This is a genomic window from Alcaligenes faecalis, from assembly GCF_005311025.1.
Lineage (GTDB): Bacteria > Pseudomonadota > Gammaproteobacteria > Burkholderiales > Burkholderiaceae_B > Alcaligenes > Alcaligenes phenolicus.
Window position 1 is genome coordinate 3231461 of record NZ_CP031747.1, and the last position, 25314, is coordinate 3256774.

21 protein-coding genes are annotated in these 25314 nt (G+C 57.2%); 4 read left to right on the top strand and 17 right to left on the bottom strand.

What is annotated here, in order from left to right; all coding sequences use genetic code 11:
• Positions 1–16: 16 nt before the first annotated feature.
• From D0C27_RS14885 to hrpA, 5 genes are all read right to left on the bottom strand, one after another.
• Positions 17–823, bottom strand: a complete 807-nt coding sequence (locus D0C27_RS14885; protein WP_009461667.1) for a glycosyltransferase family 2 protein — start codon at positions 821–823, stop codon at positions 17–19.
• Entirely contained in the window at positions 796–1638 is an 843-nt protein-coding gene (locus D0C27_RS14890; RefSeq protein ID WP_022983576.1) for a polysaccharide deacetylase family protein, read from the bottom strand. The genes D0C27_RS14885 and D0C27_RS14890 overlap by 28 nt, the downstream gene beginning before the upstream one ends.
• On the bottom strand, positions 1635–2741 hold the full coding sequence (locus D0C27_RS14895; RefSeq protein WP_137431243.1) for a glycosyltransferase family 4 protein: 1107 nt from the start codon (positions 2739–2741) through the stop codon (positions 1635–1637). Before D0C27_RS14895 ends, D0C27_RS14890 begins: the two co-directional genes overlap by 4 nt.
• Positions 2738–6214 carry a DNA polymerase III subunit alpha gene (dnaE, locus tag D0C27_RS14900; RefSeq protein WP_088450757.1) on the bottom strand — a complete coding sequence of 1159 codons (3477 nt, stop codon included), beginning with the start codon at positions 6212–6214 and terminating at the stop codon, positions 2738–2740. Before dnaE ends, D0C27_RS14895 begins: the two co-directional genes overlap by 4 nt.
• 157 nt (positions 6215–6371) lie before the next feature.
• Positions 6372–10163: an ATP-dependent RNA helicase HrpA gene (hrpA, locus tag D0C27_RS14905; protein ID WP_035270709.1), complete on the bottom strand. Its 3792-nt coding sequence runs from the start codon at positions 10161–10163 to the stop codon at positions 6372–6374.
• 72 nt (positions 10164–10235) lie between these two features.
• Here hrpA and argA point away from each other — a divergent pair, with 72 nt between their 5' ends.
• The 3 genes from argA to D0C27_RS14920 all read left to right on the top strand — a co-directional run bounded on the left by argA (position 10236) and on the right by D0C27_RS14920 (position 13589).
• Entirely contained in the window at positions 10236–11591 is a 1356-nt protein-coding gene (gene argA / locus D0C27_RS14910; RefSeq protein ID WP_009461662.1) for an amino-acid N-acetyltransferase, read from the top strand.
• Positions 11592–11661: 70 nt separating this feature from the next.
• Positions 11662–11934 (top strand): oxidative damage protection protein, encoded by a 273-nt coding sequence (locus tag D0C27_RS14915; protein ID WP_009461661.1) that lies wholly within the window; start codon positions 11662–11664, stop codon positions 11932–11934.
• 368 nt (positions 11935–12302) lie between these two features.
• Positions 12303–13589, top strand: coding sequence for an EAL domain-containing protein (locus D0C27_RS14920; protein WP_060185760.1), 1287 nt, complete (start codon positions 12303–12305; stop codon positions 13587–13589).
• Between the two features lie 61 nt (positions 13590–13650).
• Here the strand turns inward: D0C27_RS14920 and phoU are convergent, their stop codons facing one another.
• From phoU to alr, 12 genes are all read right to left on the bottom strand, one after another.
• On the bottom strand, positions 13651–14385 hold the full coding sequence (gene phoU, locus D0C27_RS14925) for a phosphate signaling complex protein PhoU (protein ID WP_009461659.1): 735 nt from the start codon (positions 14383–14385) through the stop codon (positions 13651–13653).
• 87 nt (positions 14386–14472) lie between these two features.
• The gene (gene rpiA / locus D0C27_RS14930; RefSeq protein ID WP_009461658.1) at positions 14473–15156 is read right to left on the bottom strand and encodes a ribose-5-phosphate isomerase RpiA; all 684 of its coding nucleotides are present in this window, start codon (positions 15154–15156) and stop codon (positions 14473–14475) included.
• 38 nt (positions 15157–15194) lie between these two features.
• On the bottom strand, positions 15195–15539 hold the full coding sequence (locus D0C27_RS14935; RefSeq protein ID WP_009461656.1) for a Spx/MgsR family RNA polymerase-binding regulatory protein: 345 nt from the start codon (positions 15537–15539) through the stop codon (positions 15195–15197).
• Between the two features lie 27 nt (positions 15540–15566).
• On the bottom strand, positions 15567–16373 hold the full coding sequence (locus tag D0C27_RS14940; protein ID WP_009461654.1) for an ABC transporter permease subunit: 807 nt from the start codon (positions 16371–16373) through the stop codon (positions 15567–15569).
• A complete protein-coding gene (locus tag D0C27_RS14945) occupies positions 16370–17290 on the bottom strand; it encodes an ABC transporter permease subunit (RefSeq protein WP_060185759.1) in 921 nt (306 codons plus the stop codon). The genes D0C27_RS14940 and D0C27_RS14945 overlap by 4 nt, the downstream gene beginning before the upstream one ends.
• Positions 17287–18417 (bottom strand): ABC transporter ATP-binding protein, encoded by a 1131-nt coding sequence (locus tag D0C27_RS14950; protein ID WP_009461650.1) that lies wholly within the window; start codon positions 18415–18417, stop codon positions 17287–17289. Before D0C27_RS14950 ends, D0C27_RS14945 begins: the two co-directional genes overlap by 4 nt.
• Before the next feature lie 6 nt (positions 18418–18423).
• Positions 18424–19530 carry a polyamine ABC transporter substrate-binding protein gene (locus tag D0C27_RS14955; protein ID WP_060185758.1) on the bottom strand — a complete coding sequence of 369 codons (1107 nt, stop codon included), beginning with the start codon at positions 19528–19530 and terminating at the stop codon, positions 18424–18426.
• 77 nt (positions 19531–19607) lie between these two features.
• Positions 19608–20327 carry a 3-deoxy-D-manno-octulosonic acid kinase gene (locus tag D0C27_RS14960; protein WP_060185757.1) on the bottom strand — a complete coding sequence of 240 codons (720 nt, stop codon included), beginning with the start codon at positions 20325–20327 and terminating at the stop codon, positions 19608–19610.
• Positions 20328–20336: 9 nt separating this feature from the next.
• A complete protein-coding gene (locus D0C27_RS14965; protein ID WP_060185756.1) occupies positions 20337–21116 on the bottom strand; it encodes a sulfite exporter TauE/SafE family protein in 780 nt (259 codons plus the stop codon).
• A gap of 5 nt (positions 21117–21121) precedes the next feature.
• Positions 21122–22507 carry a DNA repair protein RadA gene (radA, locus tag D0C27_RS14970; RefSeq protein ID WP_026484350.1) on the bottom strand — a complete coding sequence of 462 codons (1386 nt, stop codon included), beginning with the start codon at positions 22505–22507 and terminating at the stop codon, positions 21122–21124.
• A gap of 9 nt (positions 22508–22516) precedes the next feature.
• Positions 22517–23233 (bottom strand): SDR family oxidoreductase, encoded by a 717-nt coding sequence (locus D0C27_RS14975; protein ID WP_009461640.1) that lies wholly within the window; start codon positions 23231–23233, stop codon positions 22517–22519.
• A gap of 18 nt (positions 23234–23251) precedes the next feature.
• Positions 23252–24382 (bottom strand): alanine racemase, encoded by a 1131-nt coding sequence (gene alr, locus D0C27_RS14980; RefSeq protein WP_009461638.1) that lies wholly within the window; start codon positions 24380–24382, stop codon positions 23252–23254.
• Between the two features lie 70 nt (positions 24383–24452).
• Between alr and hpnC the strand changes: the two genes are divergently transcribed.
• A complete protein-coding gene (hpnC, locus tag D0C27_RS14985) occupies positions 24453–25313 on the top strand; it encodes a squalene synthase HpnC (protein ID WP_137431244.1) in 861 nt (286 codons plus the stop codon).
• Position 25314 lies beyond the last annotated feature (1 nt).

Below are 25314 nucleotides of genomic sequence, written 5' to 3' on the forward strand. Positions count from 1 at the left end.
GCGGCATTATAAGGGGCTAATCAGACTTCTGACGGGTGTAATACCACAGCTTACTATATCGAAACAGGCTGCCAGAAGCAGCCATACACGCCAGAATGAAGCCTTGCGGGCCATCCAGAAATCCCCGTCGAACAATATAGTGACGCACAAAGGTCCAGCTGGCATGGCCAGCAATGCCCGGCAGGCTGGTGGTCTTGCCCTTGGCCTGCATTTGACGGGCCGCATCCGAGGAATAACGGTTGATCTTGTCGATAAAGACTTCAAGACTGGCGTAGGGGTAATGCAGAAAATGTCCATCCAAGACCAGGACTGGATGCTCGGTCTGCACGCTTTCATGGACTTTGGCGTCGTTAAAACGGGCTGTACCACGCTTGAACAGTCGTAATACCCGGTCTGGCCACCAACCGCTATGGCGCATCCAGCGGCCAGCGAACTCTGACAGGCGGGCAATCCGGTAAGCCGTACCACGCGGCTGAGTCATTTCCTGCTGAATCAGTTGTGCAAGCTCGGGCGTAACACGCTCGTCCGCGTCAATGGACAGCACCCACTCGCCCGTGGCCTGATCCAGTGCCCGATTCTTCTGCGGCCCAAAACCGGGCCAATCCGGGGTGACCGTCACGTTCGCCCCCATGGAACGGGCGATTTCCACCGTCTCATCCGTACTGCCCGAGTCCACCACAATAATCTCGTCCGCAAAGGCAACGGATTCCAGGCAGGCACGAATATGCGCCTGCTCGTTTTTCGTGATCAGGATAACGGACAGGCGCTTGCCAGAACTCGACGCGGCGCTTTGCCCTACTTCTGTCGTTGACGACGACGCCATGCTTTCCACCTGTTGAAAATCGGACCGATCACGGGATGTACCGCAACATTCAGCCTGCGTCCTACCGATACGCCCGTCGTGTCACGCACGGCGAAACGATAAATGTGCAAAGGATCGCTACCAGGCTGGTTGGAGCCGAAGGCGCGCGTTGTATACAGATAGCGGAAACCGGCTTGCTGGGCGACCTGCACATAATCAGGATCAAAATAGCCTTGCGGCCAACACAGCTGGTCAGAGACCATACCCATATTGGCCTTCAAGGTCTGACGGGATTGCTCCAGTTCCCAACGCATCTTGTCGTTCTTTTGATCGCGCTGTTCGCTCAGGTCCCAGCGAGTATGGGTATGAGTATGACTGTGGAACTCGAACACACCATCAGCCTGCATGGCGTGGATTTCACTCCAGCGCAAAATCACCTCGTCGCTACGACCTTGCTCGATACGCGCTTCACATTCACGATGATCCGGGCATTCGGGCACGTCCTGGCCCTGGCCCAGATAAGGGCGCACAGGCCCCTCATTGATCCAGCTTGTCACCAGGAAAATCACGGCATTGAAGCCATATTTTTTCAACAAGGGATAAGCGTAGACCCAGTTATCCAGGTAGCCGTCATCAAAGGTAATCAGTACCGATTTGGGCGGTACGCCCTGCCCTTGCAGATGGCCTACAAATTGCTCGGTTGTCAGGCTGGTCCAGCCGTTTTTCTTCAACCATTGCAAATGCTGCTCGAAATGCTCGGGACTGGCATTGATCATGCCCCCTTCCGGGGTGACATGGTGGTACATCATGACGGGCACAGTGCTTGCCACTTTCATCCCTGAAGCTCCTTTAACCAAGCATAATAAGCGCCTTCCAGCCGGTCGCCCATGGCAACCGGGGTAAAGCGCTCGTCGCTACGACAAAACAGGCGCCCTGCGGCTCCCATTTCCTGACGCAACTCCGTGCTCCGGATCATTTTTTCCAAGGCGGCACGCCACTGCTCCGGGTCGTGCAAATCCGCCAGCAAACCGCTGCGGCCTTCTTGCATCATCTCCGGGACCCCGCCAACGCGGCTGCCCAGCACAGGAATGCCGGCGCTTCCAGCCTCTACAAAAACAGTGCCCGACGCTTCCATATGGGTCGCCAAGGCAAAAATATCCAGATTGGGCAGAATCGAGGGCACATCTGCACGAGCGCCCAGCATATGAATCCGCCCTTGCAGCCCCAGCTCCGCGATCAAGGCCTGCAACTGTTCATAGCCCGGAGAGCCGCCCCCCACCAGCACCAAGTGCAATTGAGGGTAGCGATCAAATAAAGGCTGCATGGCGGCGATCAGTTCATGATGGCCTTTTTCGCGCCGCAATACGGCAACGCAACCTACCAGCAAGGTATCAGACGCCAAACCCAACTGGGCACGCAAATCCAGGAGGGGCGCTGAATCAATCACGCCGGGATCGACACAGGGATAGACCACCCGAACATGCCCAGGTTTCACGCCCCGCTCGATCAGGTGATCGCGCACATAATCGCTGGGCGTAATCACCCGTTTGGGCACGATGGTGTAAGACATCAAGGAGCCCACTTTCTTGGCCAGATGGCGCGTACGCACAATCAAGGGGGTTCCCGCCAGGCGCCCGGCCACACCGGCCAGCATGGTGTCACGGCGGCTATGGCTGTTCAGCACATCAAACTGACCTTGGCGCAAGACCCGACGCAACTGGCGCACACCGCGCATGTAATTGGCCGGGCCATCCATCAACAGGGTATGAACCACAAAACCCTCGTCGCGCAGGCGCTCGGTCAACTGGGCGTGGGGTTGGCAGGCGGCCTCCACCTGATGCCCCCTTTCGCGCAAGATGCGCATGGCTCGCAGAATGTAGTTTTCCTGACCACCAAAGCTGGTGGCAGCTTCCGAGTGCAGAATGCGCAAGGGCCTCATCGGTAGCTGATCTCCACCTCGCGCGTGGCGTCCCAGCCTTCCAGCTGCTCCAGCAGGGAATCCGCCAGACGAACACGCCACTGCGGGCCCAACTGCACCACGCACTCATAATCGGGACGCAGCAGTTGTACCTCGACCGGCACCCCGCCCTGCTCCTGGGCACGGTGTGGTGCCAACAAGGTTTGCAGACGCTGTGCGTCGGCATTATTGTTCAGGCCGATGCTCAGGCAACTGGCACGGGCTTCACGGGCCAACTGCAAGTCAAAAATAGCATCAGCATTGATACGCAAACCGCCGGTGTAATCGTCGTTGCTGACCTTGCCCTGGATGATGATCAACTGGTCTTCTTTCAGGCGCTGGCGATGCTCTTCAAACAGCTCATTGAAGATGGCCACTTCCAGCTGCGCCGAGCCGTCATCCAGCATGGCGTAAAGCATCTTGCCGCGACGTGTCATGCGTACACGCACCGCTGACAGCACACCGGCAAACCACTGCGGACTGCGCGACGCTTCCAGACGTGCCAACGGTGTCGGTGCAAAACGGCGGACCTCATCACGCCAGGCGTCAAACAAATGGCCGCTGAAGTAAAAGCCCAGTGCCGTCTTTTCCTGACGCAAGCGATCTTGCAGGCTCCAGGGAGCCACTTTCGCAACCTCGCCTTCCACAATATCGTTGGAGTCGTCATCAAACAGCGAAGACTGGTTGGCGCTACGTTCGGCCTGTTCGGCAGCTTCGGTAGCGGCACCGATACTGGCCAACAAAGCGGCGCGGTTTTCATCAATCGTGTCAAAAGCGCCGGCACGCACCAAGGCTTCAATGGTGCGCTTGTTCACCTGATGGCGGTCTACACGACGGCAGAAATCAAACAGGCTGGTGAAAGGACCGCCTTGCTTGCGAGCATCCACAATTGCTTCAACCGCAGCCTGACCGGTCCCCTTCACGGCGCCCAGACCGTAGCGCATGGTGCGTGGCGGCAAGCCTTTTTCCGTATAGCTGTCCTGCACAGGCTCAAAGCGATAGTTGGACGCATTGATATCTGGCGGCAAGACTTCCACGCCGTTGGCCAGCGCGTCCTTCCAGAAAATCTGTACCTTATCGGTATCGTCCATATCGGACAGCAAAGTCGCGGCCAGGAACTCGGCCGGATGGTGGGCTTTGAGCCAGGCCGTCTGATAGGCAATGAGAGCATAAGCAGCGGAGTGACTCTTGTTAAAGCCATAGCCCGCAAACTTTTCCATCAGGTCAAACAGCTTGACCGCCAATTCAGGGTCGTGGCCTTTCTTGACCGCCCCTTCCTCAAACAGAACCCGGTGCTTGGCCATCTCCTCGGGCTTTTTCTTGCCCATGGCACGGCGCAGCAAGTCGGCGCCACCCAACGAGTAGCCGCCGATAATCTGCGAGATCAGCATCACCTGTTCCTGGTAGACGATGACCCCGTAGGTGCTGCTCAAGGTGCTTTCCAGATCCGGGTGGAAATAATCGACCTCGGCTCGACCGTGTTTACGGTTCACGAAGTCCACCACCATGCCGGACTCCAGCGGCCCCGGACGATACAGGGCCAGCATGGCGATAATGTCTTCAAAAGTGGAAGGCCGCAGACTGCGCAGCAGCTCCTTCATCCCACGCGATTCCAGCTGGAACACCGCTGTCGTATTACCTTCGCACAACAGCTTGTAGGAGGCGTCGTCATCCAATGGCAAGGCCATGATGTCGAACTCGCGCTTGTCCGCATTGAACTGGCGTACATAGCGCACGGCCCAGTCCAGAATCGTCAGGTTACGCAGCCCCAGAAAGTCGAACTTGACCAGGCCGGCAGCCTCCACGTCGTCCTTGTCGTATTGCGACACGGCGTTGGCGTCCGGGCCAGACTGGGCATATAGCGGGCAAAAATCGATCAATTTGCCGGGTGCAATCAAGACCCCCCCGGCGTGCATGCCCACACTACGGGTCAGGCCTTCCAAGGGACGGGCCAGATCGATCAGGGCTTTGACTTCCTCGTCGTTCTCGTAACGCTCGCGAAAGGCCGGCTCATCGGCCAGCGCACGTTCCAGCGTCCAGGGATCGGCGGGGTTGAAAGGAATCAGTTTGGACAAGCCATCGCACAGGCTGTAAGGCAGTTCCAGCACACGGCCTACGTCGCGCACCACGGCTTTTGCGCCCAGAGTACCGAACGTAGCGATCTGGCTGACGGCCTGACGGCCATATTTCTGTTTAACGTAATCAATAACGCGTTCGCGGTTGTCCTGACAAAAGTCCACGTCAAAGTCAGGCATGGATACCCGCTCGGGGTTCAGGAAACGTTCGAACAGCAAGTCATAGCGCAAGGGGTCCAGGTCGGTAATCCCCATGCTGTAGGCCACCAGTGAACCCGCACCCGAGCCTCGGCCCGGTCCTACGGGCACGCCATTGTGCTTGCCCCAGTTAATGAAGTCCGCCACGATCAGGAAGTAGCCGGGAAAGCCCATGGAAATAATGGTGTTGCACTCCCACATCAAACGCTCTTCGTAAGTGGGGCGTTGCTTCTCGCGCTCCTCGGGGTCGGCATACAGCTGCTTCAAGCGGATTTCCAGACCGTCTTTGGCCTGTTGAATCAGGAAGTCACCCAGCGACATGCCATCGGGCGTGGGAAAATCGGGCAGATAGGGTTTGCCCAGTTCCAGCTCCAGGTTGCAACGCTTGGCAATTTCCAGCGTGTTTTCCAGCGCAGCAGGAACGTCCGCAAAGCGCTGCTGCATTTCGTCCGAGCTTAGAAAATATTGCTCTTGCGTAAAACGCTTCACACGCTTGGGGTTGGCCAGCTGTTCGCCTTCGGCAATACACACCCGCACCTCATGCGCGCGGAAATCGTCCGGGGCAATAAACTGAATCGGGTGCGTAGCAACGACAGGCAGGTCCATCTCTGCTGCCAAACGCATGGCAGCTTGTACATACAGCTCATCGCCGTCCGCACCGCTGCGTTGCAACTCAATATAGAAAGCGCCCGGGAACAGACTGTCCCAGTGGCGGGCGCAATCACGGGCTAAATCCAGATTGCCATCGGCCAGAGCCTGGCCTACATCACCCATACGAGCACCGGACAAGGCAATCAAGCCACTACATTCTTTCAGCCAGGCGCGCTGTACCTCTGCCCGCCCCTTGTATTGGTTCCCCAACCAGGCGCGGGTCAGAATGTCACACAGGCTCAAGTAACCGGCCTCGTTTTGCACCAGCAATAGCAAGCGCGACGGTTTTTCGCGGTCTTCCTCGTTCTGCAGCCAGATATCACAGCCCATGATGGCTTTCAGCCCGGCTTTACGCGCCGAGGTATAGAACTTGATCTGTCCAAACAAGTTGCACAAGTCCGTCAAAGCCAGTGCAGGCTGCCCATAGGCCTGCGCTTTTTTTATCATTTCGGGAATACGGGCGATGCCGTCCACCACGGAGAACTCCGAGTGGGATCGCAAATGGACAAAGGAAGGGGTGGTTTCGCTCATGATGGAATTGTACTGAAGCCAATAGACATTGGTGACCCTGAAGCGATGCTCAAGGTGAATAAGGGCAGGCAATATGTTTCGATTGGTTCACATCTCACTGAACAACAAACGCACAATCACCCGCCCCCTGCCGACCAATACCAAAATAACAAACAATCTAGCGCTGCAAGGCAGCCCAGGCTTTTTCCAGCCGCTTGACCGAGACAGGCATGGGGGTGCGCAGTTCCTGGGCAAACAAGGACACGCGCAGTTCCTCCAGCATCCAGCGGAAATCCCGCAAACCGCTATCAGTCGCACCTTTCAGCGCGGCAACGGCACGCTGGTACTTGGTCAGCAGAACCGACATATCCTGCATCAGGCGTTGATCGCGAGCCGGGTCGGCACGCAGCTTGTCCACCCGTGTTTGTACCGCTTTCAAGTAACGCGGCATATGCGCCAACTGCGCGTATTCATTGCTTTCCAGAAACAAGGTGGGCATCAAGGCGTTCAATTGCTGCTGTATGTCTTTCAAAGCCTCGGGGTGGGCCTTGATTTGCGCCAGTTTCTTCTGGGCGGCACTCCATTCAGTCAGAATCTGCCCGGCCAGACGCGCCACTTCCTGGGCCACCAGACCCAGACGGCTGCGACCCTCCTGCACACGAGCCTCGAACTCGGCCTGGTTCTTGGGCCAGGGCTCCATCATGCAGGACTGTTCCAGAGCCACATCAATGATCTGATCACGCAATTGTTCCTGCGTCCCCAGATTGATGTACAGCATGCTGATACGAGTCAGGTCCGTAATGTTCTTTTCCAGAAAGCGCACCTGCTCGCGCAGGGCCAAACGGAACAAGCGGCGCAAACCCTGACGGTGCTGACGCTGGGCCTGGGCCGGGTCATCGAACACATCCAGATCGCAATGGGTTTTCTTGTCGATCAAGGCCGGGTAGCCAATAAAGCTGCGCCCCTTGCGTTTGATTTCCATCAGCTCGGGCAGTTCACCAAAGCTCCAGCTGGTCAGTTGCTCGTGATCCAGCACTTGCGCTACCTGTTCGTCGCTGGCGGCCATTTGCTGGAAGGATGCCTGGGCCTGACGGCCATGCTCGGCCTTGAGCTGATCCAGATTGCGCCCGCCCGACAACATGCGGCCATGCTCGTCAATGACCCGGAAGTTCATGAACAAGTGCGTCGCCAGCGTCTCGGGTTTGAAGTCACTGCGCTGCGGCCTTTGCTTGAGCTGAGTCCACATATCCTGCGAAATGGCGTCCAGCAGGCTCATGCCCGGATCGGCTGCTTTTTCAAACCAGCGTTGGTGAAAGGCGGCAGCATAATCGGGCAGCGGCACACAATGGCGGCGGATGCGTTGCGGCAAGGATTTCAGCAAAGCCAGCACTTTTTCTTTCAGCATGCCGGGCACCAGCCACTCGCAACGCGCAGCGTCGATCTGGTTCAAGGCGAACAAGGGAACGCTCAAGGTCACCCCATCGCGCACCGAGCCCGGCTCGAAGTGATAATCCAGCGCCATCTTCACGCCCTGCCATTCAACGGAGCGCGGAAAGACCTCGGTGGTGATGCCGGCTGCGTCGTGCTGCATCAATTCGTCGCGGTTCAGCTCCAGGCCCTTGGCCTCTTCTTTGGACAAGCCCTTGAACCACTTTTCCAATGTGGCGGTCTGGTACACGTCCTTGGGAATGCGCTGATCGTAAAACGCGTAAATCAGTTCTTCGTCCACCAGAATATCGGGGCGGCGGGATTGGTGCTCCAAACGCTCTACCGCCTGTATCTGCTGACGGTTATGACGCAGGAAAGGCAGGTTGGAGTCGATCTCGCCTGGCACCAGAGCCTGGCGCAAGAACAACTCGCGTGCCTGCACCGGGTCAATGCGGCCAAAATGAATGCGACGGCCACTGTAAATCAGCAAGCCGTACAAGGTAGCGCGCTCGTTGGCTACCACTTGGCCAGCTTTCTTCTCCCAACGCGGATCGCCCCAGGTTTTGCGCAGCAAATGAGCACCGACTTTCTCAATCCACTGCGGCTCGATACGCGCCACACAGCGGGCAAAGAGTCGCGTGGTTTCCATCAGCTCGCCCGCAAGTATCCAACGGCCTGCTTTCTTGACCAGCTTGGAGCCGGGGTGAATCACAAAGCGCAATTCACGCGTGCCTTGGTAGACACCCGTTTCTTCACTCTTGTAGCCAATATTGCCGATCAAGCCCGTCAACAAGGCCAGATGCACCTGCTCATACGTGGCTGCCGAGGGGTTGGCGACCCAGCGCTGCTCCTGTACCAGACTGCGTAATTGGGTATGAACATCCCGCCATTCACGAATACGCAAAGGGGACAACAAAGCCTGTTTGACGCTATTGGCAAACTTGCGCTGCGAGCTTTGTTCCTGCGACAGCTCTTCCAACCAGTTCCACAGCTTCACATAGGACAGGAACTCGGACTTGTCGTCGTTGAAACGGGCATGGGCCTGATTGGCCGCTTCACGCTCATGGACAGGACGATCACGCGGATCTTGCACGGACATGGCCGAGGCCACGATCAGCATTTCCGTCAAACAATGATGTTCATGTCCGGCCAGAATCATGCGGGCCACACGCGGGTCCACGGGCAGCTTGGCCAGGGAACGGCCTACCTTGGTCAGGCGCTGCTGTTCATCCAGCGCACCCAGCTCTTGCAGAATCTGATAGCCATCGGCAATCGCACGGCCAGTGGGCGGCTCCACAAAGGGGAAGGTTTCCACATCGTCCAGATGCAAGGCCTTCATGCGCAGAATCACCGAGGCCAGCGAGGAACGCAGAATCTCGGGATCCGTAAAGGGGGGGCGGCTCTTGAAATCCTGCTCGTCATACAGACGAATACAGATACCGGGCCCAATACGACCGCAACGCCCTGCCCGCTGGCTGGCCGATGCCTGACTGATCGCTTCAATACGCAGTTGCTCGACCTTGTTGCGCCAGGAATAGCGCTTGATACGCGCCAGACCACTATCGACCACAAAGCGAATGCCGGGCACGGTCAGCGAGGTTTCTGCCACATTGGTCGCCAGCACCACACGGCGCGCATTGCCTTTGGGTCGGAAAATACGTTCCTGATCCGCCTGCGACAGACGCGCAAACAAGGGCAGGATCACGGTATTGATGGGCTTTTCTTTTTCCAGCGCCTCGGTGGCTTCGCGGATTTCACGCTCACCAGGCAGGAAGACCAGAATGTCGCCCGTACCATGCCGGGCACATTCCTGCACCGCATCCACAATGCCTTGCATCAGATCCCGCTCTTCCTCGGAGGCGGAACGGCGTTCTTCGGCATCGACCAAAGACGGGTCCAGAATCGGGCGGTACACAATATCGACGGGATACAGACGGCCCGACACTTCAATGACAGGCGCCTTCTTGCCCTTGTGGGCAAAGTGCTGCGCGAAACGTTCGGCATCAATTGTGGCCGAGGTAATAATCAGCTTCAGGTCCGGACGACGTGGCAACAGTTGCTTTAAAAAACCCAGCAGAAAGTCGATGTTCAGACTGCGTTCATGGGCCTCGTCAATAATGATGGTGTCATAGCGGCTTAACAGGGGATCGCGCTGGGACTCGGCCAGCAAGATCCCGTCTGTCATCAATTTGATGGCCGAGCGCGGTCCGGTCTTGTCGTTAAAGCGGATTTGGTACCCTACCCAGTCACCAATCTCCGATTGCAGCTCCTGGGCAATACGCTTGGCGACCGACGTGGCGGCCAGACGGCGCGGCTGGGTATGACCAATAATCTTGCCCTGCAGGCCACGGCCCAGCTCCAGACAGATTTTGGGTAATTGGGTGGTTTTGCCCGAGCCGGTTTCACCACACACAATGACCACCTGATGGTCTTTGATCGCCTGCGCAATTTCGGCCCGTCGGGCGCTGACTGGCAGGTCATCAGGGTACGAAATTGTTGGTAAAGAGTGTGGGTTTTCAGTCAATTCGTCGGACTCGTGCATGAAAGGTAGTTTCTGGTACAGACATCATTATAATTTTGGCTTGAAACCATTTGGACGCAAAGATCCCCCGCAATGAACACAGACATCCCCGACTCGTACAACGCCATCGAACCACCTGATGAATCCCAGGCACAATTTGTGCGATGGTTCAGGGAAGTGGCGCCTTATGTACACGATTTTCGTGGCAAGACGTTCGTGGTGGCCTTTGGGGGCGAGCTCATCAACGATGGACTGCTCTACACCCTGATCCCGGATTTGTCGCTGCTGTCAGCACTGGGCATCAAGCTGGTGCTGGTGCATGGCTCCCGCCCCCAGGTCAATGAGCAACTGCGCCTGAAAGGCGAAACCACGCAATTTGGTCGCGGTACCGAGCCAACCAGTGCGGTCGCTCTGGAATGCGCCAAAGAAGCCGCTGGTGAAATTCGCCTGGACATTGAAGCCGCATTCAGCCAGGGTTTGCCCAACACCCCCATGTCACATGCCCAGATTCGCATCATTTCGGGCAACTTTGTGACCGCGCGTCCGGTGGGCGTGATTGATGGCCTGGACTTCAAGCATTCTGGCGCGGTACGCAAGCTGGACGTGGACGCCATGCGGCTGATCATGAGCCAAGGAGCGCTTATTCTACTCTCCCCATTGGGTTTTTCTCCAACTGGCGAGGCCTTTACCCTGGACATGGAAGATCTGGCCACCAGCACGGCCATCGCCCTGCGCGCTGAAAAGCTGATTTTCCTGACCCCGGAGCATATCGGGCACTCCAATAATCTGGATATCGATTCGGAGCTGGCTCGTGCCGATGCCGACTCCCTGCTGGCCTCGGGCAAGCTGGACGAGGACTGCTCCACCTTCCTGCGCTACGCCTCGCAAGCCGTCAAACGCGGTATTGCCCGTGCGCACTTGGTGCCCTACAAGCAGGACGGCAGCATTTTGCTGGAGATCTTCACCCACGATGGGGTGGGCACCATGGTGGTGGAAGACACACTGGACGATTTGCGCCCGGCCAATCTGGACGATGTGGGTGCAATCGTGCAACTGATCGAACCCCTTGAAATTGACGGCACCCTGGTCCCCCGCGGCCGTTCGGTCATCGAGCGCGAGGTGGAGCAGTTCACGGTTCTGGAGCACGACGGCATTATTTACGGCTGTGTGGCATTAATTCCGTACGAAGAAGAAAGCATGGCCGAAATGGCCTGTCTCATCGTGCACCCGGAATGGCAAGGCTCGGGCGAAGGTGAAATTCTCTTGCGCCATACCGAAGCCAAGGCCCGTGCGGCCGGCTTCAAGCGTCTTTTTGTGCTGACCACCCGCACGTCTCACTGGTTTATCAAGCGTGGCTTTGTACAAGGTGGCGTGTCCGATCTGCCCAAGGGCAAGCAGTCGCATTACAACCGTTCGCGCAACAGCATGGTCTTTATTAAAAAGCTGTAAGCCGGTTTGACCCTCCTGCGCCCCTAAGTACAATACGCCCATCCAAGCATTTGATTGAAAAGGAACACATATGGCACGCATGATTCACTGTGTGAAGCTGAAACAGGAAGCCGAGGGCCTGGAGTTTCCCCCCTACCCCGGCGAGCTGGGCACCAAGATCTGGCACTCGATTTCCAAACAGGCCTGGGCCAACTGGATGGACGTGCAAACCCGTCTGGTGAACGAGAACCGCCTGAACCTGGCCGACGCCCGTGCCCGCACGTATTTGAAAGAACAGATGGAGCAATATCTGTTTGAAGACAAGGACGTGGAAGCCGACGGTTTTACCGCCCCTTCCGCTTAAGTCCCGATTCAGGACGCGCACCCAAACCCCGGAGCATTACCATCGTGCTCCGGGGTTTCTTTATTTCTGCCCCCGATTCCCCCGCCTTTCCCCGCATTCCTATCAAATAGCCCCGCCTTCAGCATGCAGCCAAAACGTAATTAAATGAAACGCTGCGCGACAAGTTAGTTTCAGACTGGTCAAAAATCAAAAGAAATGGGATTTTTCTACAGTTACCTGAAGCCCTAAGGCACAAAATCACGGCTGGCCTTGATGCGCATACAGTGCCCAAGCCACACCGGCCCATCACGTGTCCATGTCTGAGCAGCCTTGCGCCGAGCCCTGCACAGCACCGCCGCTTACTGCTTTACCCACAGGAAAAGAAGTTCATGTGCCGCCTAGACCTACCCGAGATTGACCAGTACTCCACTCACTTGCGCCTGTGGCTGGTCAACCTGAGCTATTTGGAGGCTTTGTATGGGCCGCAGTTTCATGCTTTTGTGCTGGATACCGTGCAGCAAAGGCTGCTGGACTGTGGGCTGACTGCCAATGAAATCTTTATCCGGGGGGATTTTGTCCTGATTGCCTTGAAGCAGTTGGGCAAGCAACACCGCTTTCAGCGTACCCATCCCAATGCCCTGGCCCAATTGCTGGGTGCGGCACTGGAGTGTGACCCCATCACCCAGGATGAGCACCGCATCTACCTGCACACCCAGATGGCTTACCACTACGATAGCCGTCAGTACGACACGAATCAGCTCCACCCTCCCGCTCCCAACCCCTGCTCTCATAATCACCCAGCCACGCTGGCCGCCTGGCACAAGGTCTGGGCCAAGACCTACCGGGACGATATGAGTCTGGCAGTTCGCATGCTGGATGATTTACAGAATGGGCTGCTGGCCCTGGCCTTTCAGCCCATCTATCACCTGGGTGAAAAACACAAGAACAAGGACTTTTATGAAGAAGCCTTGATTCGTCACTGCGGCACGGCGGATTACTCTTTACCCGAGGCCATCGCCGCTCTGGAGCGATTAGGTCTGGTGTCCCGGCTGGATCGCAGTGTCTTGGGCAGTGTGGTGGAGCTGCTCAGTACAAAACCCGGTCTTTGTCTGGGAGTGAATATCTCCGCAGGCTCCCTGCAGGACGATTTGTGGTGGCAGGATCTGTTCAGCTATCTGGACAGTCGCCCGGATGTGGCCCAGCGCCTGATTCTGGAGGTGACGGAAACCGGCACCATCGCCCACAAGCCCACGGCGCTGCGCCTGATTGCCCAACTACAAAACCTGGGGGTACGGATTGCTCTGGACGACACGGGATCGGGTAATAGTACCCTGGCCTTTCTGGTACAGACCCATGCCGACATTATCAAAATTGACCGCTCGATCTTGCTGCGGGCACGCAGCCCCGGTCAGCCAGCCCATTTGCTGCGCAATCTGGTCAATGTCTGCGCCGATTACAGCCCCTACGTGATCATCGAAGGTGTCGAGGACGAGGCTGATCTGGAGTTTGTGCGCCAGTCCGGTGCGCACGGCGTGCAGGGCTATCTGCTGGCCTTGCCAACGCTGACCCCGTCCTGGTGGAACTCAGCAGTATTGATTACGGTGCAGGATGCGGTACTGCTACGTACCCAGTTCTATCCTGACCAAGCCCCCCAAGGCTACGGCTTTAGTTTTTGAAAAGCAAACAAGCCTTGCATGGTGTCATGCAAGGCTTGCAGCAAGAAGGCCCGGGTCGGAATCAGGCTTTGTCTTCGGATTCCGGTTCTGGCAAGGGTTCACCACGTGCAGTACGCTCGGTGTTTTTCACACCGGTGTGACGCACGTCGTCACCACGCACCATGTAGATCACGCGTTCAGCCATGTTCTTGGCGTGGTCGCCAATACGCTCCAGCGCACGGGCGATAAAGATCAGATCAATGGAGTGCGAAATCGTGCGTGGATCTTCAATCATGTAAGTGATGATGTGACGCAGCGAACCCTTCCACTCACGATCCACTTCCTTGTCGCTACGCACAATCTGCGCTGCGTGGACGGCATCCTGGCGCGCAAAGGCGTCCAGCACATCGTTGATCATGCCAGCGACTGAGGAGCTCATGTGGCGCAGTTCCACCACGGGCTCGTAGCCAGCGGTACCTTCGTGCAGACGGCGAGCCATCTTGGCGATGCGCTCGGCCTCGTCCCCGCAGCGTTCCATATCGGTCAGCATTTTGGAAATGGACAGCAGCATGCGCAAGTCAATGGCGGTGGGTTGATTACGGGCGATCAGATTGGTGATGCGCTCGTCAATCTCCACCTCCAGGCGGTTGATTTCTTTTTCACGCTCGCGAACCTGATCGACCAGCGACATATCCCCGGTTTGCAGGGCTTCGGTCGCACTGCGAACCATAGATTCAACAATACCGCCCATCTGCAAGAACAGCGAACGGGTGGCCTCCAGATCGGAGTGAAACTGCTTATTGGTATGTTCGTTCATAGTGGCCTTCTGTAACAGCAAAATGGCTCGCGCCAGCGCTTAATCCGTGCATAGATTAAGCACCGATTATGACAGAGACATTAAAATTCAGAAACCGTCGCCAGGCAGGGTACGCACACCCTGTTGACCGGCAATCAAGGCCACGCTGGCTGGGGTAATCGCGAACAGGCCACAGCACACCACACCGGGCATATTGTTGATCTGGGCTTCCAGAGCAGCCGGGTCTGCAATCGACAAACCGGACACGTCCAGAATCAGGCCACCGTTATCGGTGACAAAGCCCGTGCGCTCGACGGGATTACCGCCCAAGGCACGCAATTGGCGAGCCACGGCATTCTTGGCCATGGGGATGACTTCCACCGGCAAGGGGAACGCACCCAGGCGATCCACCAGTTTGGAATCGTCCACAATGCACAGGAACTTGTCCGAGACCGAAGCCACGATTTTCTCGCGGGTCAAAGCGCCACCGCCGCCCTTGGTCATGTTCAACGCCGCATCGATTTCGTCGGCACCATCCACATACCAGTCCATGCGTTCGATGGTGTTCAAGTCTTGCACTGCAATACCCAGACTTTGCAGGCGAGCGGTCGAGCGCTCCGAGCTGGAAGCAGCAGCCTTGAAGGCATGTTTGTGCGCCGCCAGAGCATCAATAAACAAATCAACCGTGGAACCCGTACCCACACCCAGAATGGAATCCGGGGTCAGGAAAGGAAGGACGTAATCAACCGCAGCCTGAGCCACCTGTTGTTTGAGTTCGGTCTGTGTGTACATGGCAGATATAAAAATGGGGGGGCTTGGCCCCCCTTGGTTTACTTAAGAAAACGAGCGGCAAATTTGCCTTCGTTGAAACCCACACTAACTTCGCCCTCAGGCGTAATCAGCAAGGGGCGGCGCACCAGCGCCGGAAATTCAGCAATCAAGGCCAGCCATTGGGCATCGTCCTGCGGCTCTTTACGTTCCGCAGGCAGATTACGCCAGGTCATGGAGGCACGATTGACCAGCTTGGGCCAGCCACCCAGCTCCTGCGCCCATTGTTGCAGGCGGGCCGCTTCCAAGGGATGTTCGCGGTAATCCACAAAGTTCAAAGGCAGACCGTTTTGCTCAAACCAGGCAATCGCCTTTTGGCAGGTGCTGCAATTTTTCAAACCATACATCGTGAACACGGCAATACTCCTTATCAATCAGGCGCGACGCTCGCGGCGTACCTGCAAGCGGCTGGCGACCACAACAAAAATACCAATCACCAAAATCAGCAGGGTCGCCAACGCGTTGATCTCGGGCTTGAGACCCAAGCGTACGCGCGAAAACACTTCCACCGGCAAGGTGGTAAAGCCCGGACCGGACAGGAAGGAGGCGATCACCACATCGTCCAGCGACAAGGTAAAGGCCAGCAACCAGGCCGCCATCAAGGCAGGCACGATCGAAGGCAGGACCACCTGGAAAAACGCCCTCAAGGGGGTGGCACCCAAATCAAGCGCCGCTTCTTCCTGAGAGCGATCCAGCTCACGCATACGCGATTGCAGAATCACGGTCGCGTACGCGGTGCACAGCACCACGTGACCAATCCAGATAGTGAAGATACCGTTCTGTTCCGGCCAGCCAAACAGGGAGTTCAGCTCCACAAACATCAGCAGCAGGGAAATACCCAGCACCACTTCCGGGATGACCAGCGGTGCACTGACCAGACCGATATACAGAGCAAAGCCCTTGAAGCGTCCCATACGGGCCAGTACATAGGCGGCCCAGGTGCCCAGAATGGTGGCCATGGTCGCGGTCAGCACGGCTATCAGGAAAGACAGCTTGGCAGCACTGAGCAGCGCTTTATCCTGAAACAGGGACTCGTACCAGCGGAAGGAAAAACCCGACCAGGACGTCATGATGGCCGATTCATTAAATGAAAAGACGATCAGGAACAGGATAGGAATGTACAGAAAACCAAAGCCCAGCGTCAGGACGATGGCACGCAGCCAGGGATTAGGCTTGGTCATGAGCGGCCTCCCCGTTGCGCTTCCATCTGTCGCATCTGGCTGTACTGGAAGAAAATCAAGGGAATGATCAAGAGCAGGACCATCACGCAAGTGACGGCAGCAGCCATCGGCCAGTCCGCATTATTGAAGAACTCGGTCCACATGACACGGCCCATCATCAGGGTGTCAGCCCCACCCAGCATTTCCGGAATCACGTACTCACCTACGGCCGGAATAAACACCAGCATGGCACCGGCAATCACGCCGGACATGGACATGGGCAAGGTGATATTCCAGAACGCCGACCAGGGACGCGCGCCCAGATCGTAAGCCGCTTCCAGCAAGCGCATATCCAGCTTTACCAGATTCGCATACAAAGGGAGGATGAAAAATGGCAGATAGGCATAGATCAAACCGATATAGACGGCCAGATCGGTGCGGTAGATTTCCAGCGGCGCATCAATAATGCCTATCCACAGCAAGACCTGATTGAGCAGGCCATCGCCACGCAAAATGCCTACCCAGGCGTAGACACGCAGCAGCATGGAGGTCCAGAAAGGCAGAATCACCGCCAGCAACAACAGACTACGCACGGCGGGTGAAGAGCGCGCAATGTAGTAAGCCACCGGGTAGCCGATCAAGATACAAAAGATCGTGGTGACGGCAGCCATCTTCAAGGAGCTGACGTAGGTGGCCAAATACAGATTGTCGCTGAACAGCAGGACATAGCCGCGCAGGTTCAGTACAAAGGAAATGCTTTCCTCGGCAAACTGGGCCAAGGGCGTATACGGCGGCACCCCGAAATCAAGATCGGCAAAACTGATCTTGAGCACGAGCAAAAATGGCACCAGCAGAAACAGGATCATCCACAGGAATGTGGGTGCGACCACCAGCGTGCGACTGGTAGGCAGCAGTTTGCGCCAGGACAGGTTCTTCATGTGCTCAGTACCGTTGCGCTATCGTCGGACCAGGACACGTAGACCTCTTCGTCCACGCCGGGAGCATCTGGCTGGGCCAAGGTGCCACTGGGCATTTGCGCTTCGATCAACATGCCGGCATCCAGACGAATCTGGTAGCGGGTGTAACTACCCATCCAGGACACATGAGTCACGATGCCGTGGCCCCAGTTGGTGTCCTCGGAAGGCAACTCACGACTCACCTTGATCTGCTCGGGACGAATGGACACATACACGTCCATGCCCAGCGGTTCGCTGATCCCGTGGCTGACATACAAGGGGCGGTTTAACTCCTCGCACTCGATATGAACGTGGTCCGGTTCGTCCACCGTCACTACGCCGGTGAACAAATTGGTGGAACCGATAAAGCCCGCCACAAAGCGCGAGTTCGGGAAGGAGTACACATCGTAAGGCGTACCGGACTGGATGATCTGCCCATCGGACATTACCGCCAGTCGGCTGGCCATGGTCATGGCCTCTTCCTGGTCGTGAGTCACCATAATGCAGGTCACTCCCACACGCTCCAGAATCTTGACCAATTCAATCTGGGTTTTCTGACGAATCTGCTTGTCCAATGCGGACATGGGTTCGTCCAGCAAGAGCAGCTTGGGACGCTTGACCAGGCTACGCGCCAAAGCGACACGCTGTTGCTGCCCGCCTGACAACTGATTGGGTTTGCGGCGTGAAAAACCCGCCATCTGCACCAGATCCAGGGCTTCAAATACGCGTTCGTGGATTTCGTTGCGGGGCACGCCTTCCTGCTTCAAGCCAAAAGCCACATTGGCCTCAACCGACATGTGCGGAAACAGCGCGTAGGACTGGAACATCATATTGACCGGCCGCCGGTAAGGCGGCAGGTCGGTAATATCCTCGTTGTCCAGATAAATCCGACCGGAAGTCGGCTCCTCGAAACCTGCCAGCATACGCAGCAAGGTGGATTTGCCACTGCCTGAACTACCCAGCAGCGCAAAAATTTCGTGACGGGCGACGTCCAGACTTACAGACTGGACGGCCACCGTATCGCCAAAAATCTTGACGACTTCGTCCACACGCACGAAAGCATCCTCGCCATCCATCCAGGGCGAGGTTCCGGTACGGATATCTTGCATGATGCCTTAACGTCCAGACTTGAGTTCAGCCCACAGGCGCGTTTGCAGACGCTGCACCTTCAGTGGCTGTGGTTTGATGACGAACAAAGTCTTGGAGACTTCGGGCGACGGGTAAATCATGGGGTTGTCAGCTACTTCCTTGACCACGAACTCGCGCGCATCTTTATTGGCGTTCGGGTAGAACATGGTGTTGGTAATGGCGGCATGGACTTCCGGCGTTTCAATGTAGTTGATGAAGGCGTGAGCCTCTTTCACATTGTTCGCGCTCTTGGGGATAGCCATGGTGTCAAACCAGACCGGCGCCCCGCCTTGCGGAATGTAGTAGTCGATGGCGTACGGCTTTTTAGCCTGGCGCGCACGATCAGCGGAGATCATCACGTCGCCGGAGAAACCGTAGACCATGCACAGATCGCCCGCGGCCAGCTCATCGATATAGCCCGAGGAGCTGAACTGACGCACGTAAGGACGGATTTGCTTGAGCAAGTCCAGGGCTTCGCGGTAATCGGCTTCATTGCTGCTGTTGGGGTCTTTGCCAATGTAGTGCAGCACGGCCGGGAACACCTGGGCGGCTTCGTCCAGAATGGAAATGCCACAGCCTTTCAGCTTCTCGGCGTTTTCAGGCTTGAACAGCATGTCCCAGTTACCCAGGTCCACCTGCTCACCCATGATTTCCTTGACCTTGGTGACGTTGTAGCCCAGGCCATTGGTGCCGTAGCCCCAGGGAATCAGGTATTCATTGCCGGGGTCCACATCGGAGAGCAGCGCCATGATGTCCGGGTCCAGATGGGACCAGTTGGGAATCTGACTTTTATCCAGCTTCTGGAACAAACCGCCTTCGATCTGACGCGCTGCGTAATGCGTGGAGGGAACCACCACGTCGTACCCCGACTTGCCCGTCAACAACTTGGCTTGCAAGGTGTCGTTATTATCGTAAACGTCATAACGCACGGTAATGCCCGTGGCTTTCTGAAAGCCGGACAAGGTATCGGGGGCCGTATATTCAGCCCAGTTATAGACGTTAACAACCTGATTTTGTGCCTGTGCAACAGGCATGATGGCAGCAGCGGCCAGCAGGCCGGCGAGTACCTGTGGTGTGTTCATCCCAAAAGACATCACGAGTCCCCTTCCTATCGAAAGCGAAAAACCCAAAAGGCGAGATGATAAAGCTTTTTTAAAGCCCGTAGTCGTAATTAACGCTGCGTTTGGTGACGGTAAGCAGAAAACATCTGCTGCCACCACTGATCGCCACGCGGCCCACACACTTTGAGCAAAGATCGTCTCAGGCGTTGCACATTACCCAGCGCCTGGGCGGGGCTGACGGGCCCCTGTCGTGCACGGTCAAAATCGATCAGCCAGACTTTGTCATTCGCATCCAGCAAAATATTGTAGGCGTTAAGGTCAGCGTGCCAAACCTCGAATTGGTGCATGCGGACAATCTCGTGTGCCACCGCTTCGGGGGAGGCACGGTCCAGGCACAGAGTCAAAGGCTGCACATCGGGCACACGCTGGCTTATCAGGGCCGCATGGTACCAAAAACCCTGTTGCCACCATGCACCCGCCAGCACTTTGGGGACGGCCAAGCCCTTGTTGTGCAAATAAGACATCACCTGAAATTCTCGCCAGCTGCGTGTCCGCGATGCCCCTTGCCACAAGTAGGAAGACTCATTGAAGCGAGCCACCAGGCCACCACGCCGGTAGTGGCGCAGCACTGCCTGACCAAAGGGCCCGTTCACAAACCAGGCTGCCTGACGACCACCCTGTCCCACCTTGCTGGCCTGGTCGCCATACGAGGCGGCCTCGAACCAGCGCTGCAAGGCCTCGGGTTCCAGATCCAGCTGATTGGCCAGCTCCGGAGCCAACAAGGCACCGCCACCGGGCAAGGAATAGACAGTTTCGGATTGGGTGCTCACGGCAGCTCCTCAGGCACGAACCAGCAACAGGGCCATGATCAATACCAGCATGCAGGCAAAAATAAACTTCAGACGATTCTCGGGCAAACGATAGGCCAAGCGCACGCCAAACGGCACCAGCAACAGGCTGCCTATCGCCATCGGTATGCCGACCTGCCAGGTAGCCTGACCATGAAACGCGTACGTCGCCAAGGCGACCAACGTGCCGGGAATAATCATGGACAGGGCCAAACCTTGCGCACCGGTCTGGCTATAACCCATACGACTGGTCAGGAACGGCACTACCAGCACCGCACCGCCCACACCAAACACGCCTCCGGCCAAGCCCGCCATCATGCCTACCGTGATATACCACAGCTGGCCAAACGACTCCGGGTCCGGACGCGGCTTGTCACTGCGACGACGTCGCCGGGAAAAGCCCAAACTCTGGTCAAAATAATACAGGGCAATGGCCATCACAAATACAGAGTAAATGCGACGCAGCAAGATCGCATCCATGCCCAGAGCCAGACGTGCGCCCAGCCAGGTAAAGATAATGGAGGAGATCGCCCCCAATGCTGCCCGACGAAAATCAATGTGGTTGCGACGATGGTACTGACGCACGGTCAGCAGAACCGCAGGCACCACCATGATCAGGGCCGTACCTTGAGCGGTTTGCTGGTCCATGCCCAGAATCAGGCCCAGCAACGGAATAGCCAGCAAGCCGCCACCGATCCCCAGGACCCCGCCGGTATAGCCAATAAGCGCGCCTCCCAGCAAGCAGGCCAGGATCAACTCAATACTTATCATGGCGGTTACAGATTACGCAGACGGTCGACAGCGTCTTCCACCCGGTCTACCGCCCAGATTTCCAGGCCTTCGATAGACTGACGCGGGGCGTTGCTCTTGGGAATCAAGGCAATGCTGAAGCCTAATTTGGCCGCTTCGCGCAAACGCTCCTGCCCACGCGGGGCCGGACGAATTTCACCGGCCAGGCCGATTTCCCCAAACACGACCAGGCCCCGTGGCAAGGGGCGGTTATTCAGGGAGGACAAAATAGCCAGCAACACCGCCAAGTCAGCGGCTGGCTCGGTAATTTTGACGCCCCCTACAGCGTTCACGAACACGTCTTGATCGTAAGTGACCACGCCAGCATGACGATGCATCACCGCCAGCAGCATGGCCAGACGGGAGCTTTCCAGCCCCACAGACAGGCGACGCGGATTGGGTACATGGGCCGAGTCCACCAAAGCCTGAATTTCCACCAGCAAAGGCCGTGTGCCTTCCTGGGTGGCCATGACGCAGGAACCGGCTACTGACTGGGAATGCTGGGACAAGAACAGGGCCGAAGGATTGCTGACTCCTTTCAAGCCTTTTTCCGTCATAGCAAACACGCCCAATTCATTTACCGCGCCAAAGCGGTTCTTGAACGCGCGCACCATGCGGAAGGAGGAATGGGTATCCCCCTCGAAATACAGCACCGTATCCACAATGTGCTCCAGCACACGCGGACCAGCCAAGGTCCCGTCTTTGGTGACGTGACCGATAAAAATCATGGAAGTACCGCTTTGCTTGGCCAGACGGGTGAGCTGCGCCGCACATTCACGCACCTGCGATACCGAGCCTGGGGCCGCACTGAGCTGATCGGAATACAGGGTTTGAATCGAGTCGATCACCACCACGCTAGGCTGGTGCGACTGCAAGGCCTGGCTGATGGATTCCAGACGAATTTCAGCCAGCAGATCCACACCCTCGGTAGGCACGCCCAAACGGCGAGCACGCAAGGCGACCTGCTCGGCGGATTCCTCGCCCGTCACATACAGAACTTTGGTTTGCTGGGCCAAGGCTGCCATGGCTTGCAGCAGCAGCGTGGATTTACCGACACCGGGATCGCCCCCGATCAGGATCACGCCGCCTTCCACCAGGCCACCGCCCAGGACACGATCGAACTCGCCTATGCCTGTGGGCACACGCGGCAGTTCCCGTGCCTGCACATCGGAAAGACTTTGGACCGGGCTGGAGCCAGCCAGGGAAGCAAAACGATGCGCACTGGCCGCAGCCGGTGTCTCTACCGTTTCCTGCAAGCTGTTCCAAGCCCCGCAGGCCGGGCATTTGCCTGCCCACTTGGGTGTATCTGCCCCGCACTCCGTGCAAACAAATACAACTTTGGCCTTGCGGGCCGCACGAGTACTGGTGGCCATAGAAATTCCTTAACGTCCGGCCAAGCTGCCACCGCCATCCACGCCCAGGTTCTGGCCGGTGATATAAGCGGCTTCATCGCTTAGCAAGAAGGTAACCGCAGCAGCCACTTCGGCCGCCTGCCCAAAACGTCCCAAAGGAATGGAGGACAGGCTGCGCTGTTCGGCTTCGCTGCCGACGGGATGATTGGCACGGAACAATTCGGTTTCGATCGGACCAGGAGAGACCGCATTGACGGTAATGCCGTAAGGAGCCAATTCCAAGGCCCAGGTGCGGGTACAACCCAGCAAGGCACTTTTGGCCGCGGCATAGCTGGTGCGATCGGAACCGCCGTGCACAACACGACTGCAAATATTGACGATGCGGCCTTCCTTGCGCGCTTTCATCGAAGGGATGAAAGCCTGGGCCACTTGCACCGCCACACGTACATTCAGGTCAAACACCTGATAAAGATTGCCCAGGTCCACCTGACCAATCGGTTCGGGCGCGACCATACCTACGTTGTTCACTACCGCATCAACGGGATATTTTTCGCGGATAACGCGCAGCATTTCCTCGGTTTCGCCTGCATTGCTCAAATCGCAGGAGTACAGATATCCGGGGAAATCAATGCTTTCGGTGTGGCGGGCCAGACCCACAACGTGGGCCCCGGCATCAGCCAGCCTTTGGCTGATTGCCCAGCCGATTCCTTTGGTAGCGCCGGTAACGAGTACACATTTATTTTTCATGGCTATGCCTTGTTGGTGTTAATCCTGGATGACGCGCGGCACGCGTGGGGCGACCGCGCAAATCAATTCGTAGCCCAGGGTTCCGGCTGCCGCAGCAACCTCATCCACACTGGGCCCGCCTTGACCGAACAACACCGCCTGACTGCCTACACCGGCGGCGGGCACCGGGGTCAGGTCGACTGCCAGCATGTCCATGGACACACGACCGAGCAAACGAGTGCGCACACCGTTCACGGTAATCGGGGTGCCAGTTCCCGCGTGACGCGGGTAACCATCGGCATAGCCACAAGCCACCACGCCAATACGCATGGCCTGCTCGGCAATGTACGTATGGCCGTAGCCAATGCCCTCGCCCTGCTTGACGCCGCGCACGCTGATCAGCTCTGCGGCCAGAGTCATACCAGGCTGCAGGCCGAAGTCCTCGGCGCTGATGTCCGCAAAAGGAGAGCTGCCGTACAGACAAATACCGGGCCGTACCCAGTGATCCGGACCGGAGGGCATGTATGCACCCAGGTCAGGGCTTAGTGTTGCCGCTGAATTACACACACTGACCGGGCCCGGCAAGCCGTCGGTGATCCGGTTAAAGCAGCGAATCTGCTCCAGCGTGGCGTCGATATTGTCGTCAGCGCGCGCAAAGTGCGTCATGCGCCCCACGGTTCCCAGCTTGCCTGCCTTTTGCAGACGCTGAGCGCGCTCGAAGGCGGCGGGGTAATCGTCCACGCTGAAACCCAGACGGTTCATGCCGCTATTGAGCTTGACCATGGCATTCAAGGCCACCCCGCCCTTCCACTGCTCCAGCATCTTGAGCTGCTCGTGGCAATGAATGACAGTGGTCAGGCCAAACTCGGCCAGCACATCCAGATCTTCAGGCTGGAAAAAACCTTCCAGCAACATGATGGGGCCGGTCCAACCGGCAGCCCGACAACGTATGGCTTCTTTCAGGTCCAGCATCGCCATGCCTTCGGCGGCACTGAATGCCCGCACTGCATTTTCGATGTCATGACCGTAAGCATTGGCCTTCATGACGGCCCAGATATGGGGCCGTTTTACGCCGGATGGAGCCGTGGCGTTATTCAGGCTCTGAATAACCATATCGAGATTGTGACGCAGTGACGCAATATGAATGGTGGCCGAGATAGGACGTGGCATGGTTCTCCCCGAAGCAATACGAAAGTCTAAACCAGCCCTAGTGGAAACGAAAGCCGTATACTGGCGGACTATGTCTATCGAGCACTATGAAAACTTCCCTGTCGCCTCTGTGCTGCTACCTCGTCGGCTACGCCGACCGGTCACCGATATTTATCGTTTTGCCCGCAGCGCCGACGACATTGCTGATGAAGGCGATTTAAGCGCTGCCGAGCGCCTGGAACTGCTGGCGCAGTTCGAAGCCGGAATAGAACAACTGCAGTATCACCAGCCCGTCCTGGCCGATACCCCGCACAGTGAAATTTTTGTCCCTCTGGCCAGCAGCATCCGTAACTTCCAGTTGCCGCTCAAGCCTTTTCTGGACCTGCTGTCTGCGTTTCGCCAGGATGTCACCACTCATCGCTACAGCGATATGGCCCAGGTGCTGGATTACTGTACCCGCTCGGCCAATCCGGTCGGCCGTTTGATGCTGCATCTGTATCAAGCCCACAGCCCGGAGCTGATCGAGATGGCCGACTCCACCTGTACCGGGCTGCAACTGGTTAATTTCTGGCAGGACGTGGCACTGGACTGGCACAAGAACCGTGTCTATATCCCGCAAGACCTGCTGGCCCAATATGATCTGGATGATGATTACATCCAGGCCCGTACCCAGCTGCTGCGTCAGCCCGAGGCCGATGCCCGCTGGCAGGAAATGATGCAGTTGCTGGTTACCGATGCCCGTCAACGCCTGCAAGCCGGGCTGCTGCTGTCCAGCTATCTGTCCGGGCGCATCAGCCTGGAACTGAAAATGATGGTATTGGGCGGCCTGCGTATTCTGGAACGCCTGGAAGCGGTAAAGTTTGATGTCTTCAGCCATCGTCCCACCCTGTCCCGCCTGGACTGGCTACGCCTGATTACCCGCGGCTTGAGCCGTACCCCTTACCGACCCTGAA

Bases quoted from the DNA above. Each gene is read 5' to 3' on its own strand.
- alr (WP_009461638.1), bottom strand. From the start codon at position 24,382: ATGCCACGTCCTATCTCGGCCACCATTCATATTGCGTCACTGCGTCAC.
- D0C27_RS14945 (WP_060185759.1), bottom strand. From the start codon at position 17,290: ATGAAGAACCTGTCCTGGCGCAAACTGCTGCCTACCAGTCGCACGCTG.
- D0C27_RS14955 (WP_060185758.1), bottom strand. From the start codon at position 19,530: ATGTCTTTTGGGATGAACACACCACAGGTACTCGCCGGCCTGCTGGCC.
- D0C27_RS14935 (WP_009461656.1), bottom strand. From the start codon at position 15,539: ATGTATGGTTTGAAAAATTGCAGCACCTGCCAAAAGGCGATTGCCTGG.
- D0C27_RS14950 (WP_009461650.1), bottom strand. From the start codon at position 18,417: ATGCAAGATATCCGTACCGGAACCTCGCCCTGGATGGATGGCGAGGAT.
- D0C27_RS14915 (WP_009461661.1), top strand. From the start codon at position 11,662: ATGGCACGCATGATTCACTGTGTGAAGCTGAAACAGGAAGCCGAGGGC.
- rpiA (WP_009461658.1), bottom strand. From the start codon at position 15,156: ATGTACACACAGACCGAACTCAAACAACAGGTGGCTCAGGCTGCGGTT.
- D0C27_RS14885 (WP_009461667.1), bottom strand. From the start codon at position 823: ATGGCGTCGTCGTCAACGACAGAAGTAGGGCAAAGCGCCGCGTCGAGT.
- radA (WP_026484350.1), bottom strand. From the start codon at position 22,507: ATGGCCACCAGTACTCGTGCGGCCCGCAAGGCCAAAGTTGTATTTGTT.
- hpnC (WP_137431244.1), top strand. From the start codon at position 24,453: ATGTCTATCGAGCACTATGAAAACTTCCCTGTCGCCTCTGTGCTGCTA.
- phoU (WP_009461659.1), bottom strand. From the start codon at position 14,385: ATGAACGAACATACCAATAAGCAGTTTCACTCCGATCTGGAGGCCACC.
- hrpA (WP_035270709.1), bottom strand. From the start codon at position 10,163: ATGCACGAGTCCGACGAATTGACTGAAAACCCACACTCTTTACCAACA.
- D0C27_RS14975 (WP_009461640.1), bottom strand. From the start codon at position 23,233: ATGAAAAATAAATGTGTACTCGTTACCGGCGCTACCAAAGGAATCGGC.
- dnaE (WP_088450757.1), bottom strand. From the start codon at position 6,214: ATGAGCGAAACCACCCCTTCCTTTGTCCATTTGCGATCCCACTCGGAG.
- D0C27_RS14940 (WP_009461654.1), bottom strand. From the start codon at position 16,373: ATGACCAAGCCTAATCCCTGGCTGCGTGCCATCGTCCTGACGCTGGGC.
- D0C27_RS14920 (WP_060185760.1), top strand. From the start codon at position 12,303: ATGTGCCGCCTAGACCTACCCGAGATTGACCAGTACTCCACTCACTTG.
- argA (WP_009461662.1), top strand. From the start codon at position 10,236: ATGAACACAGACATCCCCGACTCGTACAACGCCATCGAACCACCTGAT.
- D0C27_RS14890 (WP_022983576.1), bottom strand. From the start codon at position 1,638: ATGAAAGTGGCAAGCACTGTGCCCGTCATGATGTACCACCATGTCACC.
- D0C27_RS14965 (WP_060185756.1), bottom strand. From the start codon at position 21,116: ATGATAAGTATTGAGTTGATCCTGGCCTGCTTGCTGGGAGGCGCGCTT.
- D0C27_RS14895 (WP_137431243.1), bottom strand. From the start codon at position 2,741: ATGAGGCCCTTGCGCATTCTGCACTCGGAAGCTGCCACCAGCTTTGGT.